14 protein-coding genes are annotated in these 13707 nt (G+C 65.6%); 5 read left to right on the top strand and 9 right to left on the bottom strand.

Annotated features, from left to right (window positions below):
• Nucleotides 1-176: 176 nt before the first annotated feature.
• Entirely contained in the window at nucleotides 177-848 is a 672-nt protein-coding gene (locus V5279_RS33790) for a hypothetical protein (RefSeq protein ID WP_338691392.1), read from the bottom strand.
• A gap of 195 nt (nucleotides 849-1043) precedes the next feature.
• On the opposite strand from V5279_RS33790, the gene V5279_RS33785 reads away from it, so the two are divergent.
• The 3 genes from V5279_RS33785 to V5279_RS33775 are packed head-to-tail and all read left to right on the top strand — an operon-like array spanning nucleotide 1044 to nucleotide 6151.
• Nucleotides 1044-3362 carry a caspase domain-containing protein gene (locus V5279_RS33785; protein ID WP_338691391.1) on the top strand — a complete coding sequence of 773 codons (2319 nt, stop codon included), beginning with the start codon at nucleotides 1044-1046 and terminating at the stop codon, nucleotides 3360-3362.
• A 35-nt stretch (nucleotides 3363-3397) separates the two neighbouring features.
• Nucleotides 3398-4942: a DUF1800 domain-containing protein gene (locus V5279_RS33780; protein ID WP_338691390.1), complete on the top strand. Its 1545-nt coding sequence runs from the start codon at nucleotides 3398-3400 to the stop codon at nucleotides 4940-4942.
• A gap of 15 nt (nucleotides 4943-4957) precedes the next feature.
• Nucleotides 4958-6151 (top strand): DUF1501 domain-containing protein, encoded by a 1194-nt coding sequence (locus V5279_RS33775; RefSeq protein WP_338691388.1) that lies wholly within the window; start codon nucleotides 4958-4960, stop codon nucleotides 6149-6151.
• 147 nt (nucleotides 6152-6298) lie between these two features.
• On the opposite strand, the gene V5279_RS33770 is transcribed toward V5279_RS33775, so the two are convergent.
• The 8 genes from V5279_RS33770 to pqqA form a co-directional block, all read right to left on the bottom strand.
• A complete protein-coding gene (locus V5279_RS33770; RefSeq protein ID WP_338691387.1) occupies nucleotides 6299-6844 on the bottom strand; it encodes a hypothetical protein in 546 nt (181 codons plus the stop codon).
• Nucleotides 6845-6871: 27 nt separating this feature from the next.
• On the bottom strand, nucleotides 6872-7123 hold the full coding sequence (locus V5279_RS33765) for a hypothetical protein (protein WP_338691386.1): 252 nt from the start codon (nucleotides 7121-7123) through the stop codon (nucleotides 6872-6874).
• A gap of 31 nt (nucleotides 7124-7154) precedes the next feature.
• Nucleotides 7155-8126 carry a prolyl aminopeptidase gene (gene pip / locus V5279_RS33760; protein ID WP_338701535.1) on the bottom strand — a complete coding sequence of 324 codons (972 nt, stop codon included), beginning with the start codon at nucleotides 8124-8126 and terminating at the stop codon, nucleotides 7155-7157.
• Entirely contained in the window at nucleotides 8116-9336 is a 1221-nt protein-coding gene (pqqE, locus tag V5279_RS33755) for a pyrroloquinoline quinone biosynthesis protein PqqE (RefSeq protein WP_338691385.1), read from the bottom strand. Before pqqE ends, pip begins: the two co-directional genes overlap by 11 nt.
• On the bottom strand, nucleotides 9333-9641 hold the full coding sequence (pqqD, locus tag V5279_RS33750; RefSeq protein ID WP_029079047.1) for a pyrroloquinoline quinone biosynthesis peptide chaperone PqqD: 309 nt from the start codon (nucleotides 9639-9641) through the stop codon (nucleotides 9333-9335). The genes pqqE and pqqD overlap by 4 nt, the downstream gene beginning before the upstream one ends.
• Before the next feature lie 9 nt (nucleotides 9642-9650).
• Complete coding sequence (pqqC, locus tag V5279_RS33745; protein ID WP_338701533.1) at nucleotides 9651-10406, bottom strand: pyrroloquinoline-quinone synthase PqqC; 756 nt, start codon at nucleotides 10404-10406, stop codon at nucleotides 9651-9653.
• Nucleotides 10407-10426: 20 nt separating this feature from the next.
• On the bottom strand, nucleotides 10427-11356 hold the full coding sequence (pqqB, locus tag V5279_RS33740; protein ID WP_338691384.1) for a pyrroloquinoline quinone biosynthesis protein PqqB: 930 nt from the start codon (nucleotides 11354-11356) through the stop codon (nucleotides 10427-10429).
• A gap of 161 nt (nucleotides 11357-11517) precedes the next feature.
• On the bottom strand, nucleotides 11518-11598 hold the full coding sequence (gene pqqA / locus V5279_RS33735) for a pyrroloquinoline quinone precursor peptide PqqA (RefSeq protein ID WP_035635412.1): 81 nt from the start codon (nucleotides 11596-11598) through the stop codon (nucleotides 11518-11520).
• Between the two features lie 321 nt (nucleotides 11599-11919).
• Here pqqA and V5279_RS33730 point away from each other — a divergent pair, with 321 nt between their 5' ends.
• On the top strand, nucleotides 11920-12177 hold the full coding sequence (locus V5279_RS33730) for a DUF6894 family protein (protein ID WP_029079044.1): 258 nt from the start codon (nucleotides 11920-11922) through the stop codon (nucleotides 12175-12177).
• 181 nt (nucleotides 12178-12358) lie between these two features.
• On the top strand, nucleotides 12359-13633 hold the full coding sequence (locus tag V5279_RS33725; RefSeq protein WP_338691383.1) for a PQQ-dependent sugar dehydrogenase: 1275 nt from the start codon (nucleotides 12359-12361) through the stop codon (nucleotides 13631-13633).
• Nucleotides 13634-13707 lie beyond the last annotated feature (74 nt).

Genomic DNA, 13707 nt, shown 5'->3' with positions numbered 1-13707 from the left:
TTGTCCGATCATCCGCTTTCGCGCGGCTGATGTGCGTTTGGCGTTAATCTCGATTGCGTTATGTGGCGGTGCAGCATGCGTGCACCGCCACATCGCCCTGATTCGAGCATGATCTCCGCGCAAACGCTGCGCGTTTGTCGCGAGGAAAACCGCTTCGCACTTTTCCGGATCATGCTTTAGGCGCGCGGAAGGTCGCTCTTCGCGATATCCCACAACAGCCGGTAGACGCCGCTGGTGACCACCAGCGGTTTCAAGGCTGCGTTGCCGGTAATAGCTGCAGCGGCCGCAGGGACCGCGCCGACATCGGTGGCGTCGATCAGCACGAACCAGTCGGCGGCACCGGGATCGGCCTTCGCCGCATCCGGCGTGAGCGGCTTCGACAGCACAGGGTCGTTCTCCAAGAGGTGCATCGAGATGATGCCGTCGCGCGATGCTGGATCGAGTCGCTCCCGCAATGCAGCGCGGAGTTTGTCCGCGCCCTCCGCCGGCGGGCGCAGCCGGATGATGCCGAGCGCAGCGCCCCTGCCGACGCCGCGGCTGATCGTGATGCGCGCAACGCCGCGGATCATGTTCTGAAAGCGCGCGATATTGGCCTTCGACCAGTCGGTCTGGTTGGCGAGCGCCGTGCGGTATGCCGGGCTCTCGAGCACCTCGAAGGTCGTGGTCGAATAGAGGCTGAGATATTTCGGCTTGCCGTCGTGGGCGACGTAGCGGCGTGCTTCCACGAATCCGTCGATGGCGACGCGTTCTTCGAGATGCTCGCGATCGTACCAGCGATTGAATTCAGCCTCGTGTAAGCTGTCGATATCCATCGACGTCAGCAGCATGCCTTGTCCGGCGATCGGCATCGAGTGCTCCTTTTTTGCCTGTTTTATCTGCGCAATATCGCCTGATAGCGCGGGCCGGGGAAGCAGGTTCCCCAGTGCCCGAGAGCGTGCATACCAAGGATTGCCACAATTGCTGCAATCCTGTTCAGCGCGGGTTCACAGAGGTAGCATTTCCATTCGTTTCGCCAACTCTCGAGAAGCAAAGGGACGACCGCTATGGCGCGAATTTTATGGGCATTGATCGTCGGCCTGGTGTCGCTCGCCTCGCTTCCCGTGCACGCGCAGGATCAGGAGAAACGCCTCGCGCTCGTGGTCGGCAACGGCGCCTATGAGGCCGGCGCGCTGCAGACCGCCGCCAACGGTGCCGGCCTGATTGCGCAGACCTTGCAGGCTGCCGGCTTCGATGTCATCGGGGCCCGCGATCTCGACGGCGAGACGCTGCGCAAATCGTTCCGCGATTTCATCCAGAAAGTGCAGGACGCCGGACCGAACACCGTCGCCTTCGTCTATCTCGCCGGCTACGGCGTGCAACTGACCGGCGAGAATTACTTCGTGCCTGTTGATGCCAAGATCGCCCGCGACACCGACGTGCCGGTCGAGGCGATCCGCATCTCGGATTACAGCCATCAGCTGTCGGCGCTGCCGATCAAGGCGGGCGTGATCGTGCTCGATGCCGCGCGCAGCAATCCGTTCGCCAAGGAAGGCCAGCCGCTGGCCGGTGGCCTTGCGCTGGTCGATCCCGATCCGAAGATGCTGATCGCCTTCAACTCGGCGCCAGGCACCGTCGCGCCTGACGGGGCGCCGCCTTACGGGCCCTACGCGCAAGCGTTGGCGGAAATGATCCGCGCCGGCGGCCTGACCCTGCCCGAGGTGTTCGACCGCGTTCGCCTGCGCGTCAACGAGATGACCAAGGGCGCCGAGATCCCCTGGAATGCACAGAAGGTCGACGCGCCCTTCATGTTCTTCGAGCGCAAGCCGGATGCGCCGCCGCAGCAGGTCGATGCCGGTCTGCGTACCAAGCCGATCCGCGATTTCCCGGCGCAGGATGCCTATGCCGCGGCGCTGGAGCGCGACACGCTGCAGGGCTACGAGGATTATCTGCAGGCCTATCCGACCGATCCGCTGGCCAAGCGGGTGCGTGTGATCGTGGCGGCGCGGCGCGAGGCCATCACGTGGCGGCGCACCTACAACGCCGATACGCCGGATGCCTATTGGTCGTACCTGCGGCGTTATCCGCGCGGGCCGCATGCCTACGACGCCCGGCGCCGGCTCGCCTATCTGTCGGCCGCGCTGGAGCCACCGCCGCAGTTCACGGTGCTGGACTATGACGTGCCGCCGCCGCCGCCCGACGAGATCGTCTATGTCGACCGCCCGGTGCTCTATTACAGCGATCCGGTGTTCGCCTTCGCGCCGCCACCGCCGCCGCCAGTGTTCTTCCTGCCGCCGCCGCCGCCGGACTTCGTCGTGCTGCCGCCACCACCGCCGCCGATCGGCCTGTTCGTGCTGCCGACGCCGTTCTTCGTGGCGATCCCGGCCTATGTCGCTGCGCCGGCCTATGTCGCGCCGCCGCAGAACAACATCGTGTTCAACAACATCCACAACACGACCGTCATCAACACGGTGATCAACAATCCCAACCCCACGCCGGCGCAGCTCCATGCGGCCGGGGTGACCGCGGCGATGGGCAGCGCGCCGGTGACGGCGGCGCCGCAACTGCCGGCGGCGGCGATGCAGCGCGCCAATCTGACGCGGCCGGGCGCGCCGCAAGGCGTGACGCCGGCACAGGGCGCGGCGATGGGAGCCCCTGGCGCCGCGCCGAACGCGGCGGCTGCGCCGAACGCGGCGGCTGCGCCGAATGCGATGGGTGCGCCAACCGCACCGGGCGCGCAGGGTGCGCACACTCTGCCGGGCGCGAAGAACGGCCCGCCGCTGCCGCAGTCGGCGACCGCGCCGGCCAACGCCACGCCGCATGGCGCCGTGCAACCGGGCGCCGCGCAACCTGGCACATCGCAACCGGGCGCAAAGCCGAATGCGCTCACACCGGGCAAGCCGGCGACCGCGATGGCGCCTGCCAATGCGCAACCTGCGCCTCCGGCCAAGCCCACGGCTGCCCCGGCGGCAAACGCGCCGGCGTCGCCTGCGACCGCTGGCAAACCGGGCAGGCAGCCGCTCTCGCATGCCGCGACGGCGCCAACCGGCAATGTGAAGCCCGCGACGGCGTCGTCGCCGGCGAGCCGCGCGACACCGGCACGGCCGACGCCGGCCGCGCGGACGGCACCCGCGCGTGCCGCGGTGTCGCCGCCACCGGTCTCGCGGCCCGCGCCGCAGCGTGCCGCAGCTCCGCCGCCTCGCGCCGCAGCCGTTGCGCCGCGTCCGGCGCCGGCACCGGCTCCGCGCGCTGCACCGCCGCCGCCGCGGCCTGCGGTGCAGGCGCAACGCGCAGCGCCGCCGCCGCGGATGGCGCCGCCGCCGAGGCCCGCGCCCGCACCACGTGCGGCAGCGCCGGCATGTCCTCCCGGCAAGTGCAAACACTGAGGGCGTGACGTCATGCGCGGAGCAGGTCAGTATCCATGAACATCACGGCCTCGCTGGGGTCGCGGAGCGTCGCGAAATTCCTGATCGGTGCAATCGTCGGGCTGGTGGCGTGCCGCCAGCCCGCACAGGCGGCCGAACTCGCAGCGCAGGACGTCGCGCTGCTCGATCGCCTGAGCTGGGGCGTCAACGCCTCGAGCGCGGCGCATCTGCGCGAGGTCGGCGTCGAACGCTGGCTGCAGGAACAGCTGCATCCGTCCAACGCCGTGTTGCCGGCCGCCGTTCGTGCGCAGATCGAGGCGATGCCCGACGTGCATCGCTTTCCGTTCGATATCGCGGTCGCTTTCGACCTGCAGGCCAAATCGGCCAACCAGGTCGCCGACCCCGACCAGCGCCGGGCGGCGCAGACGGTGTTCCAGCAGGGCATGAACGATCGCGTCAAGCAGGCCGCGGCCCGCACCATCCTGCGCGCGCTCTATGCGCCGGATCAGCTGCGCGAGCGCATGACCTGGTTCTGGTTCAACCACTTCAACGTGTTCCAGTACAAGGCCATGATCCGCGTGCTGCTGGGCGACTACGAGGATCACGCGATCCGCGACCATGCGCTCGGCAAATTCCGCGACCTGCTCGCCGCGACGCTGCATCATCCGGTGATGCTGCGCTATCTCGACAATGCCGACAACGTGGCCGGCCACCTCAACGAGAACTACGCCCGCGAGATCATGGAACTGCACACCATGGGCGTCGGCTCCGGCTATACCCAGGCCGACGTCGAGGCGCTGGCGCGCATCCTCACCGGCGTCGGCGTCGACTTCGCGTCGGAGGATCCGAAGCTGAAGCCGGAGCTGCAGTCACAGCTGGTCCGTGAAGGCGGTTTCGAGTTCAATCCGGCGCGCCACGACTATGGCGACAAGACCTTCCTCGGCCATCAGATCAAGGGCCGCGGCCTTGCCGAGGTCGACGAAGCCCTCGACATCCTCTGCCGTCACCCGGCCACCGCCACGTATATCGCAAGGCAGCTCGCGACCTATTTCGTCTCGGACAATCCGCCCGACGCGCTGGTGCAGCGCATGGCGCAGACCTTCCAGAAGACCGACGGCGACATCGCGGCCGTGATGTCGACGCTGGTGCATGCGCCCGAGTTCAGCGCGACGCTGAAGGACGGCGCCAAGTTCAAGGACCCGGTGCTCTATGTGCTCTCGGCCGTGCGGCTCGCCTACGACACCAAGATCATCCTCAACACGATGCCGATCCAGGGCCGGCTCAATCGGCTGTCGGAAGGCCTGTTCAATCACGAGACGCCCGACGGTTATTCGATGCTGTCGACGGCCTGGAACGGGCCGGGGCAGATGATGCTGCGCTTCGAGATTGCACGCGCGATCGGCTCGGGCTCGGCCGGGCTGTTCAAGCCGAACGAGCCCAATGCCGTCGACCAGCCGGCGTTTCCGCAGGTCATGAACGCACTCTACTTCAGCACCATCAGGCAGACGCTGAGCCCGACCACGCTCGCAGCCCTCGACCAGGCGGTCTCGCCGCAGGACTGGAACACGCTGTTCCTGTCGTCACCGGAGTTCATGCACTGAAAGGGAGGTTCGCCAATGAACCGCCGCGAACTGATCAAGGCCTTCGCTGCTTCCGCGTCTCTCACCGTCGCCGGCCGGGTCTGGGCGGCGCCCGCGACCGACGCGCGGCTGCTCGTCGTGTTCCTGCGCGGCGCCTATGACGCCGCCAATGTGATCGTGCCGGTCGGCAGCGAGTTCTACTACGCCACGCGCCCGACGCTTGCGATCGCGCGGCCGGATGCCGGCAATCCGAATGCGGCGCTGGCGCTCGATGCCGGATGGGGTCTGCATCCCGCGCTCCGCGACTCGATCTATCCACTCTGGGCCAAACGCGAGATCGCTTTCGTCCCGTTCGCCGGCTGTACCGACGACCTCTCGCGCAGTCATTTCGAGACCCAGGACACGATCGAGCTCGGCCAGACGGCCGGCGGCAGCCGTGACTACCGCTCCGGCTTCATGAGCCGGCTGGCGAGCGAACTGACGCGGGTGAAGCCGATCTCCTTCACCGATCAACTGCCGCTGATCTTCCGCGGCCGCGCCCAGGTCCCGAACACCAGCATCGCGAGCGTCAGCAAGCCCGGGGTCGACGACCGCCAGGCGCAATTGATCAAGCAGATGTACACGCAGGGCAGCTTGGCAAACTCGGTGTCGGAAGGCTTTCGCGTCCGCGACGACGTTTACAAATCCGTCTCCGAGGAGATGACGACGGCGAACCGCGGCGCGGTCTCGCCACGCGGCTTCGAGCTGTCGGCGCGGCGGATCGGGCATTTGATGCGCGAGCAGTTCAACCTCGGCTTTGTCGATGTCGGCGGCTGGGACACCCATGTCAACCAGGGAGCGGCGACCGGCTATCTCGCCAGCCGCCTCGGTGAGCTCGGCCGCGGCCTTGCCGGTTTCGCCGAGGAGATCGGGCCGGCGATGTGGCGCGACACCGTCGTGGTCGTGATCTCCGAGTTCGGCCGCGCCTTCCGCGAGAACGGCAATCACGGCACCGATCACGGCCATGGCAGCGTCTATTGGGTGATGGGCGGCGGCATCAATGGCGGGCGCATGGCCGGCGAGCAGGTCAAGGTCGCGGAGGCGACGCTGTTCCAGAACCGCGACTATCCGGTGCTGACCGATTACAGGGCGTTCTTCGCCGGCCTGCTCCAGCGCGTCTACGGCCTGCAGCAGCCGAGCCTCGAGCGCATCTTCTCCGGCATCAAGCCGAAGGATCTGAATTTGGTTTGAAGGGGCGCGCTGCCAAAATATCGAAAACAACCCCATGCAAAGTAGCCGTCGGTTGCCGGTGTTCGACACGGCAACTTGACACGTCGGGCAAATCAACGGTATTCTTCTATTATTCAGAAATAGTGCGGGTGGCGGAGGCGGGCCCGATCAATCCTCGGTCAGGCGCGAGACGACATGCAGCGGGAGAGTGATCCCGAGCTTTTCGAGCATGCGCTGGAAGTCGTTTGCCGTGTAGCGGTCGTTCTCGGTAACCAGGCCCAGGATCTGCCCTTGGCCTTCAACTGCCAAAGGCACAACGGCGCCGAGCACGCTGTCCAACGGATCGAGGAGGGGCCGTTCCGGTGCTGAAATCTCCAGAAAGCTCCGCAGCCAGGGCAGATGCGTGCTGGACAGCGTCATCGCTCCGATGCCCGGATGTCGTGCGTCCAGCGCCGAGACAAATGCGTCGACCTTCTCCTGCACCCCGATGTGGTCGAACAGGAACGCTCCGCTCTCCACCAGCTCCACGAGCGGCGAAGCGTTGACGAGATGAACGCGGTCAACCTGTTCGCCGGCCTCGGCGGCAGCGAACGTCCGCATTTCCGCACTTTCGACAAGGGATTGAACGCCGAGGACCGCGACGTCTCGCTCCTTCGCGCGCTGCAAGGCTTCCCGCACCGGTGGGTGCACCCCGAACACCGGCACCGAAACCATATCCTTCAGGTCGTCCAGGACGGTTATCTACGGGGCATTGGACGCGACGAGGATGGCGGCGGGATCGAAGCCGCAAAGGAAACGAAGGGTTCGGTTCAGAATCCCCAGAAGCTGTTCTCTGCTCTTGCTGCCGTAAGGAAAGCTCGCTCTGTCAGCGAAATAGAGGATGTCCTGCTTGGGCAAAGCGCGCTGCAACGCGGCCACGGCCGCATAACTGCCGATGCCCGCGTCAAACACTGCAACAGGCTTTCTCAGACTGTGAAGATTTTGACCGGTCATTGCGGTTCCAAGCTACGGCTCCAGGCGTCGATCACACTTTTGACGCCAGATCGGCGATCGCCTTCATCACGGCGTTGCGGATGCCGGGGTCGTAGAGGATGTGGCCGGCGCCATCGATGATGCGGACCTCGCTGCCCGGCCAGCGCGCGGCGAGCGCGTGCGAGGTTGCAGGCGGGCACAGCAGATCGTAGCGGCCCTGCACCAGGATGCCGGGAATGCCGGCGAGCTTGCCGGCGTCGTCCATCAGCTGGTTCGGCCGCATGAAGCAATCATTGGCGAAGTAGTGCGCCTCCATGAACGGCGTCGAGGGCAGGGTGCCCGATGACTTGAGATCGAGCCGCGTCTGCTTCGGCGTATGCTCCGACAGCGTGCGTTCGGTGTCGTGCCAGGCGCGCGCGGCCGGCGCATGCACGGCGGCGTCGGGACCGAGGATGCGGCGGTAATAGGCCGCAAGCGGCGCGGCACGCTCCTCCTCGGGCAGGAAGTTGAGGAAATCCTCGGAGAGCGAAGGATAGAAGCGCGGCAAGGTCCGCAGGAAGACATCCTCCAGCTCCTCGGCGGTGCCGAGAAAAGTCGCGCGCAGCACCAGGCCGCTGACGCGCTCGGGATGGGCTTGAGCATAGGCCAGCGCCAGCGTCGCGCCCCAGGAGCCGCCGACCACCATCCAGCGCGCGAAGCCGAACCGCTCGCGGATCTTCTCCATGTCCGCAATCAAATGCTGCGTCGTGTTGTGGTCGCGGCTGCCCTTCGGCCGGCTACGGCCGCAGCCGCGCTGGTCGAACAGCACGGCGTGAAAGCGCTCGGGATCGAACAGCCGGCGATGATCGGGCTGGCAACCGCTGCCGGGACCACCATGCAGGTAGACCGCGGGAACGCCGCCTTCGCGCCCGACGCTCTCGACATGGAGGTTGTGGCCACTGCCGACATCGAGCCATTCCGATGTCAGGGGCGCAAACGGATCGGCGCGCCTCGCGGCCTTGCCGGCGTCGGCGTCAGGCGCCATCACGTTTGTCCTGGCGTTCATCCGCCTCCAGCGTGCCGCCGGCGAAGTTGCGATAGAGGAAACGGTTCTGCCTGCCGGCGGATTCCTGCTCGGCCTGCTTGAAGATCTCCTCGTGCCGCGGCGACAGCGCACAGGCCGGATCGGTGTTGCCCGCGTCGCCGGTCAGGGCAAAGGCCTGGCAGCGGCAGCCGCCGTAGTCGACCTCGCGGAATTCGCAAGACTTGCACGGCTCCGGCATCCAGCCGGTGCCGCGATAGCGGTTGAAGGCCTCCGAGTTCTGCCAGATCCAGGCGATTGAATGGTTCGAGCGCACCGATTCGAATTCGAGCCCGGTGATGCTTTCGGCGGCGTGGCACGGCAGCACCTTGCCGGCCGGCGAGATGTTGAAGAACTGGCGGCCCCAGCCACCCATGCATTTCTTCGGCCGCAGCGCGTAGTAATCCGGCACCACATAGTCGATCGCGAGCGTGCCCTTCAGGCGCGCCTGGGCTTCCTCGACGATGCGGCTGGTCTCCTCGATCTGCTGTAGCGTCGGCATCAGCGCGGCGCGGTTCTTCAGCGCCCAGCCGTAATACTGCACGTTGGCGACTTCGAGCCGGTCGGCGTCGAGGTCGACGGCCATCTGGATGATGTCGGGGAGCTGATGCAGGTTCTGCCGGTGCATCACGGCATTCACCGTGAGCGGCAGTTCGAGCTCGCGCGTCCATTTCGCGACCTCGAGCTTCTTTTTGTGCGCGTCCTTCAGCCCGGCCACGCGATCGGCGACGATGGGCTCGTTGCCTTGGAAACTGATCTGCACATGGCTGAGGCCGGCATCGGCCAGCGCCGCGAGCTTGTCCCTGGTCAGCAGCACGGCCGAGGTGATCAGGTTGGAATAGAGCCCGACATCGGTCGCATGCTGCACCAGCTCGACGATGTCCTTGCGCGCGGTCGGCTCGCCGCCGGAGAAATGGATCTGCAGCACGCCGAGTTCGGCAAGCTCGCTCAGCACCTTCTTCCATTCGTCGGTGGTGAGCTCGGTAGAGCCGCGGTCGAGCTCGACCGGATTCGAGCAATAGGGGCATTGCAGCGGGCAGCGGTGGGTGACCTCGAGCAGCACCGCAAGCGGGATGCCGTAGGTTTCGGCCGCCGAGCGGGCGCCTTCCAGCACCGCGAGCCCGTCGCTCGGGCCTGATGGTGTCGTCTTGTTGTCGGCGAGCGTGTCACTCATGCTGTGCTCTCGCGCGCTTCGGTGAGAAAGCCCTTGTCGGCCAGATCCTGCAGCATCGCGATCACGTCGGTCGCGATCGCCTCGCGCGGCGCTGCGTATTTTTCCGCGAGCTGGTCCACCATCTCGGCGACATTGCGCACGCCGTCGCAGAGATGCAGCACCTCGACCGCGATCTCGTCCGGCGCCAGCACGCGCTCCGGCGCCAGGATCACCCAGACCTGCCGCGTCTCGTCGAATTTCAGCTTGGTGTGGCGCGGCAGTTTCGGCCGGCTGGTCTCGCTGACACTGATGTTGCGGCTGGCCATTATGTGCCCCTAGCTCGTCTTCGGCACGAAGGCGCCGGGCGGAATGTGGCCGTCGACATAGGCGTGATACAGCGCGTCGAGCTGCACCCACAGCACGTTGGTCTTGAAGATCAGCGCGTTGCACGCCGCTTCGCGCTCGGCCGGCGTCTTCGCATGCTGCTTGACGTATTCGAGCGCAAAGCCTGCGTCGCGCGGCGCCTGGGTCAGGCGGCGGCTGAAATAGCTCATGATATCGGGGTTGACGAAGTCGTAATGCTTCAGCATCCCCGAGATGCGCTCCTCGTGCAGGTTTGGCGCGAACAATTCGGTGAGCGAGGAGGCGATCGCCTCCAGCGGCGTGCGGTCGCGGCAGAAATGCACATAGGCTTCGACGGCAAAACGCGTCGCCGGCAGAATGCCTTCGGTGGACTCCACGTAAGCCGTGGCGAGGCCGAGGCCTTCGGTCAGCTTCAGCCAGCGCTCGATGCCGCCCTCAGTGCCGAGATCGCCGTCATGATCCTCGATGCGGTGACGCCACTCGACCCGTGTGTTGCGGTCGCGGAAGCGCGAGATCACCATCGCGTCCTTCAGCGGGATAGTGCTCTGGTAATAATAGCGGTTGAGCGCCCAGGCCTGGACCTGGCCCTTGTTGAGCTTGCCGCCGTGCAGCAGGCGGTGGAACGGGTGCAGGCTGTGATAGCGCGTCGCGCCGATCTGGCGCAGCGTCGCCTCCATCGCCTCGGCGCTGTCGAGCGTGATGCCCTTGCCGATCGAGAGCGCGGTCATTCCAGAGGTCAGCACGACATTCACAGCACGATCTCCGTTCCGTCGGAAGGAATCTGCCAGCCCGCCTGTTCGGCCGCCTTGCGCTCGGCCGAGGTCCCAAGCAGCGCCGGGTTGGAGTTGTTGATATGCAAAAACACTTTTCGTCCGATGTCGAGCCCGGCGAGGCTCGCGATCGCACCCTGATCGCCCGACATCGCGATATGTCCCATGCCCTGGCCGGTCTTGTTGCCAAGCCCCGCCGCGATCAGTTCGTCGTCGCGCCACACCGTGCCGTCGAAGAACACGAGGGGCGCGCCCCTGAGCCGCGATTTCAGGTCGTCCGTGACCCGCGCGCAGGCGGCCAGGAAGTAGAGATATTGGCCGCTGCGCTTGTCCGCAATGCGCAGGCCGAGCGTATCGCCGACGCCGTCGGCGCCCGCAGGGTGCGCCTTGCCCTCGAGATACCAGGCGCCCTTGCCGGGAACCTCGAACGGCAGCACCTCGAGCCCCGACGGCGATCCGTCGGGCAAAGCCGGTTCGAAGCCCTGATCGACCGCGATCGGCCGGCGCGCGACGTTCTTTTCACTGAGCACGTTGAAGATGCTGTTCGAGCGCAGGATCGCGAGCACCCGCTCATGGGCGTAGATCGCAAATGGCGAACCCTCGCGCATCGACAGCAGCCCCGCGACCGCATCGATCTCGCCATTGGTGAGGATGACGCCGGCGATCGGGCTGTGGCGCAAGGCGCCGGGTTTCGGATGCAGCTGCGGCGTGGCGATCAGCTGCTGACGGAGATCGGGGGAAGCGTTGACCAGGAACCAGTGCGCGCCGTCGCCGCTGACGGCAATCGAGGCTTGCGTGCTCTGCAATTCCGGATGATCGCTTCGCGCCGTCCTGCAGACGGCACAGCCGCAGTTCCACTGCGGAACGCCGCCACCTGCCGCGGCACCCAGGACGACGACACGAAGCATGATCCGTCCCCTGGAGAAGTTTGGCCCTAACGAGGCTTGATTTGGGCCAGAAACGTTACGAGGTGGACCCCGGATTTGAAACACACCCCCATGTTCGGGAGCGTGTTACGCCCGGATGTCCACCTGCGCTAAAACGCTAAACGTGTATAGGGCGCTGCCGCTTACTTGCGGGTGGCGCACATATACATGTTGATTTCCATGCCGACCGACACTTCCACGATCTTCGGTGCTTTCCAGGCCATTTGGCTCTCCATGTTGCAACCGGACGAACTTTCCGCCCTGCAGTTAAACTACTGCGGTTGGAAAAGTTCGCCACTTAAATTTTTTGCAACGTGCCCTGCTCAAAGGCATGCTGCACTGCGGCAAACGGAACTGGCCCGGTCACAAATTTGTGCGCGCATTTCCCGTCAAAAGCCCGTGCCATCAGACCTTTTTCCTGTTGTTCGCCACACGGTGAATGGTGATGTTGGGCTAACAAACAGGGCCGCGCGGTCCTCCGAAGGTCCTGATGACGATTCTACAGCTTCCGGCGACGGGAGCGACTAACGAGCCGAGTTCAGCCGATGCCACGCTATTTCTTCAATACCCGTATCGGCGACGAGCTGATCTCCGACCCCGACGGCGAAATCCTGCGCGACCCGGATCGCGCATGGGAAATGGCGCGGGCGATGATTCGCGAATTGCTCAAGACCGAGGGCGCCGACGGCGCACTGCTCAGCGCGGTGATCGAGGTGACCGACGACGAGGGCGAGATCGTGCTGGAGTTTCCCTTCACCGAGGCGATTCTCGATCGCCCGGACCGCTCCCTGACAAGGCACTGAGATAAGGCATTGACGCACGCCGACGGGGCCGCGTGGTCACAACCATGCGTTGGCCGATGCCAGCATGTATCCGATTGCAATTGTCCGGACAAACTCGCAAGGCTATGAACGGAAAGCCGAACCGCGCCGATCGACCTTAATGGCGCAATCAACAACGGCTTCCACCCAGGGGAGAACAATCATGAAAAAACACTCGTTCGCACCGCGCAGCCTGCTGCTTGCCGGGGCGATGTTGGGGGCATTCACGCTCTCTGCTGCGGCGCAGCAGCCGGCGACCCCGCCGGCGGCAGGCGCGGCCCCTGCCGCGCAGCCGCTTCCGCCCGGCTCACCGATGATCGGGCGTCCGGACAATGAGGCCGCCGCCAAGCTCGCGCCGGTGGCGCCGCCGCCGCTGCCGTCCGCGCCCGACAAGCTGCCGCTCGCCAAGCTCAAAGTGCCGGCCGGCTTCAATGTCGAGGTCTATGCTGCGGGCATGGCCAATGCGCGTTCGCTGGCGCTCGGCGACAAGGGCACCGTGTTCGTCGGCAGCCGGCTCGTCGACAAGGTCTATGCGATCGTCAACAAGGACGGCAAACGCTCGGTCAAGGTGGTCGCCTCCGGCCTCTATCGTCCGAACGGCGTCGCCTTCAAGGACGGCACGCTCTACATCGCCGAGCTCTCGAAGGTCTCCAAGATCGACAAGATCGAGGACAATCTGGACAACCCGCCGAAGCCGACCGTCATCTACGACAAGCTGCCGAAGGACGAGGCGCATGGCTGGAAGTTCATTGCGATCGGTCCCGACAACAAGCTCTATGTCCCGGTCGGGCAGCCCGGCAACAACGTGCTGCATGACGCCGACCACGGCCAGATCCGCCGCATGAATCTCGACGGCTCCGGCGCCGAGGTCTACGCGCTCGGCGTGCGCAACTCGGTCGGCTTCGACTGGAATCCCGAGAACAAGCAGATGTACTTCACCGACAACGGCCGCGACTGGCTGTCGGAGACGGTGCCGGAAGACGAGCTCAACCGCGTCACCAAGGCCGGCGAGGATTTCGGCGCGCCGTATTGCTGGCAGGGCAACATCATCGACCAGGAGCTCGGCTGGGGCAAGAACTGCAAGGACTACACGGCGCCGGTCGGCCTGATGGGCCCGCATACCGCTTCACTCGGCATGCGCTTCTACACCGGCAGCATGTTCCCGAAGGCCTACAAGGACGCGATCTTCGTCGCGCGCCACGGCTCCTGGAACAAGTCGCAGAAGCAGGGCGGTGACATCGTCGTCGTCAAGCTGAACAAGGACGGCACCGTGAAGTCGGTCGAGCCGTTCCTGACCGGCTTCCTCGAGGACAACAAGTATGTCGGCCGCCCGGTCGACGTGATGCTGTTGAAGGACGGTTCGCTGCTGGTCTCCGACGACTGGAACGGCGCGGTCTATCGCATCAGCTACGGCAAGGCGAAGGTCGCCAACCAGTAAGTTGAAACCAGGGATCGGGGGCAGCGTCCGCTGCCCCCGATTTTCTTTTTTGAAGTGCATGCAAGGATGGACCG

Origin of the sequence: Bradyrhizobium sp. 26S5 (assembly GCF_036923295.1) — a bacterium.
In the GTDB taxonomy this organism is placed as follows: domain Bacteria; phylum Pseudomonadota; class Alphaproteobacteria; order Rhizobiales; family Xanthobacteraceae; genus Bradyrhizobium; species Bradyrhizobium septentrionale.
This window is presented reverse-complemented; position numbering and strand designations above follow the sequence as displayed.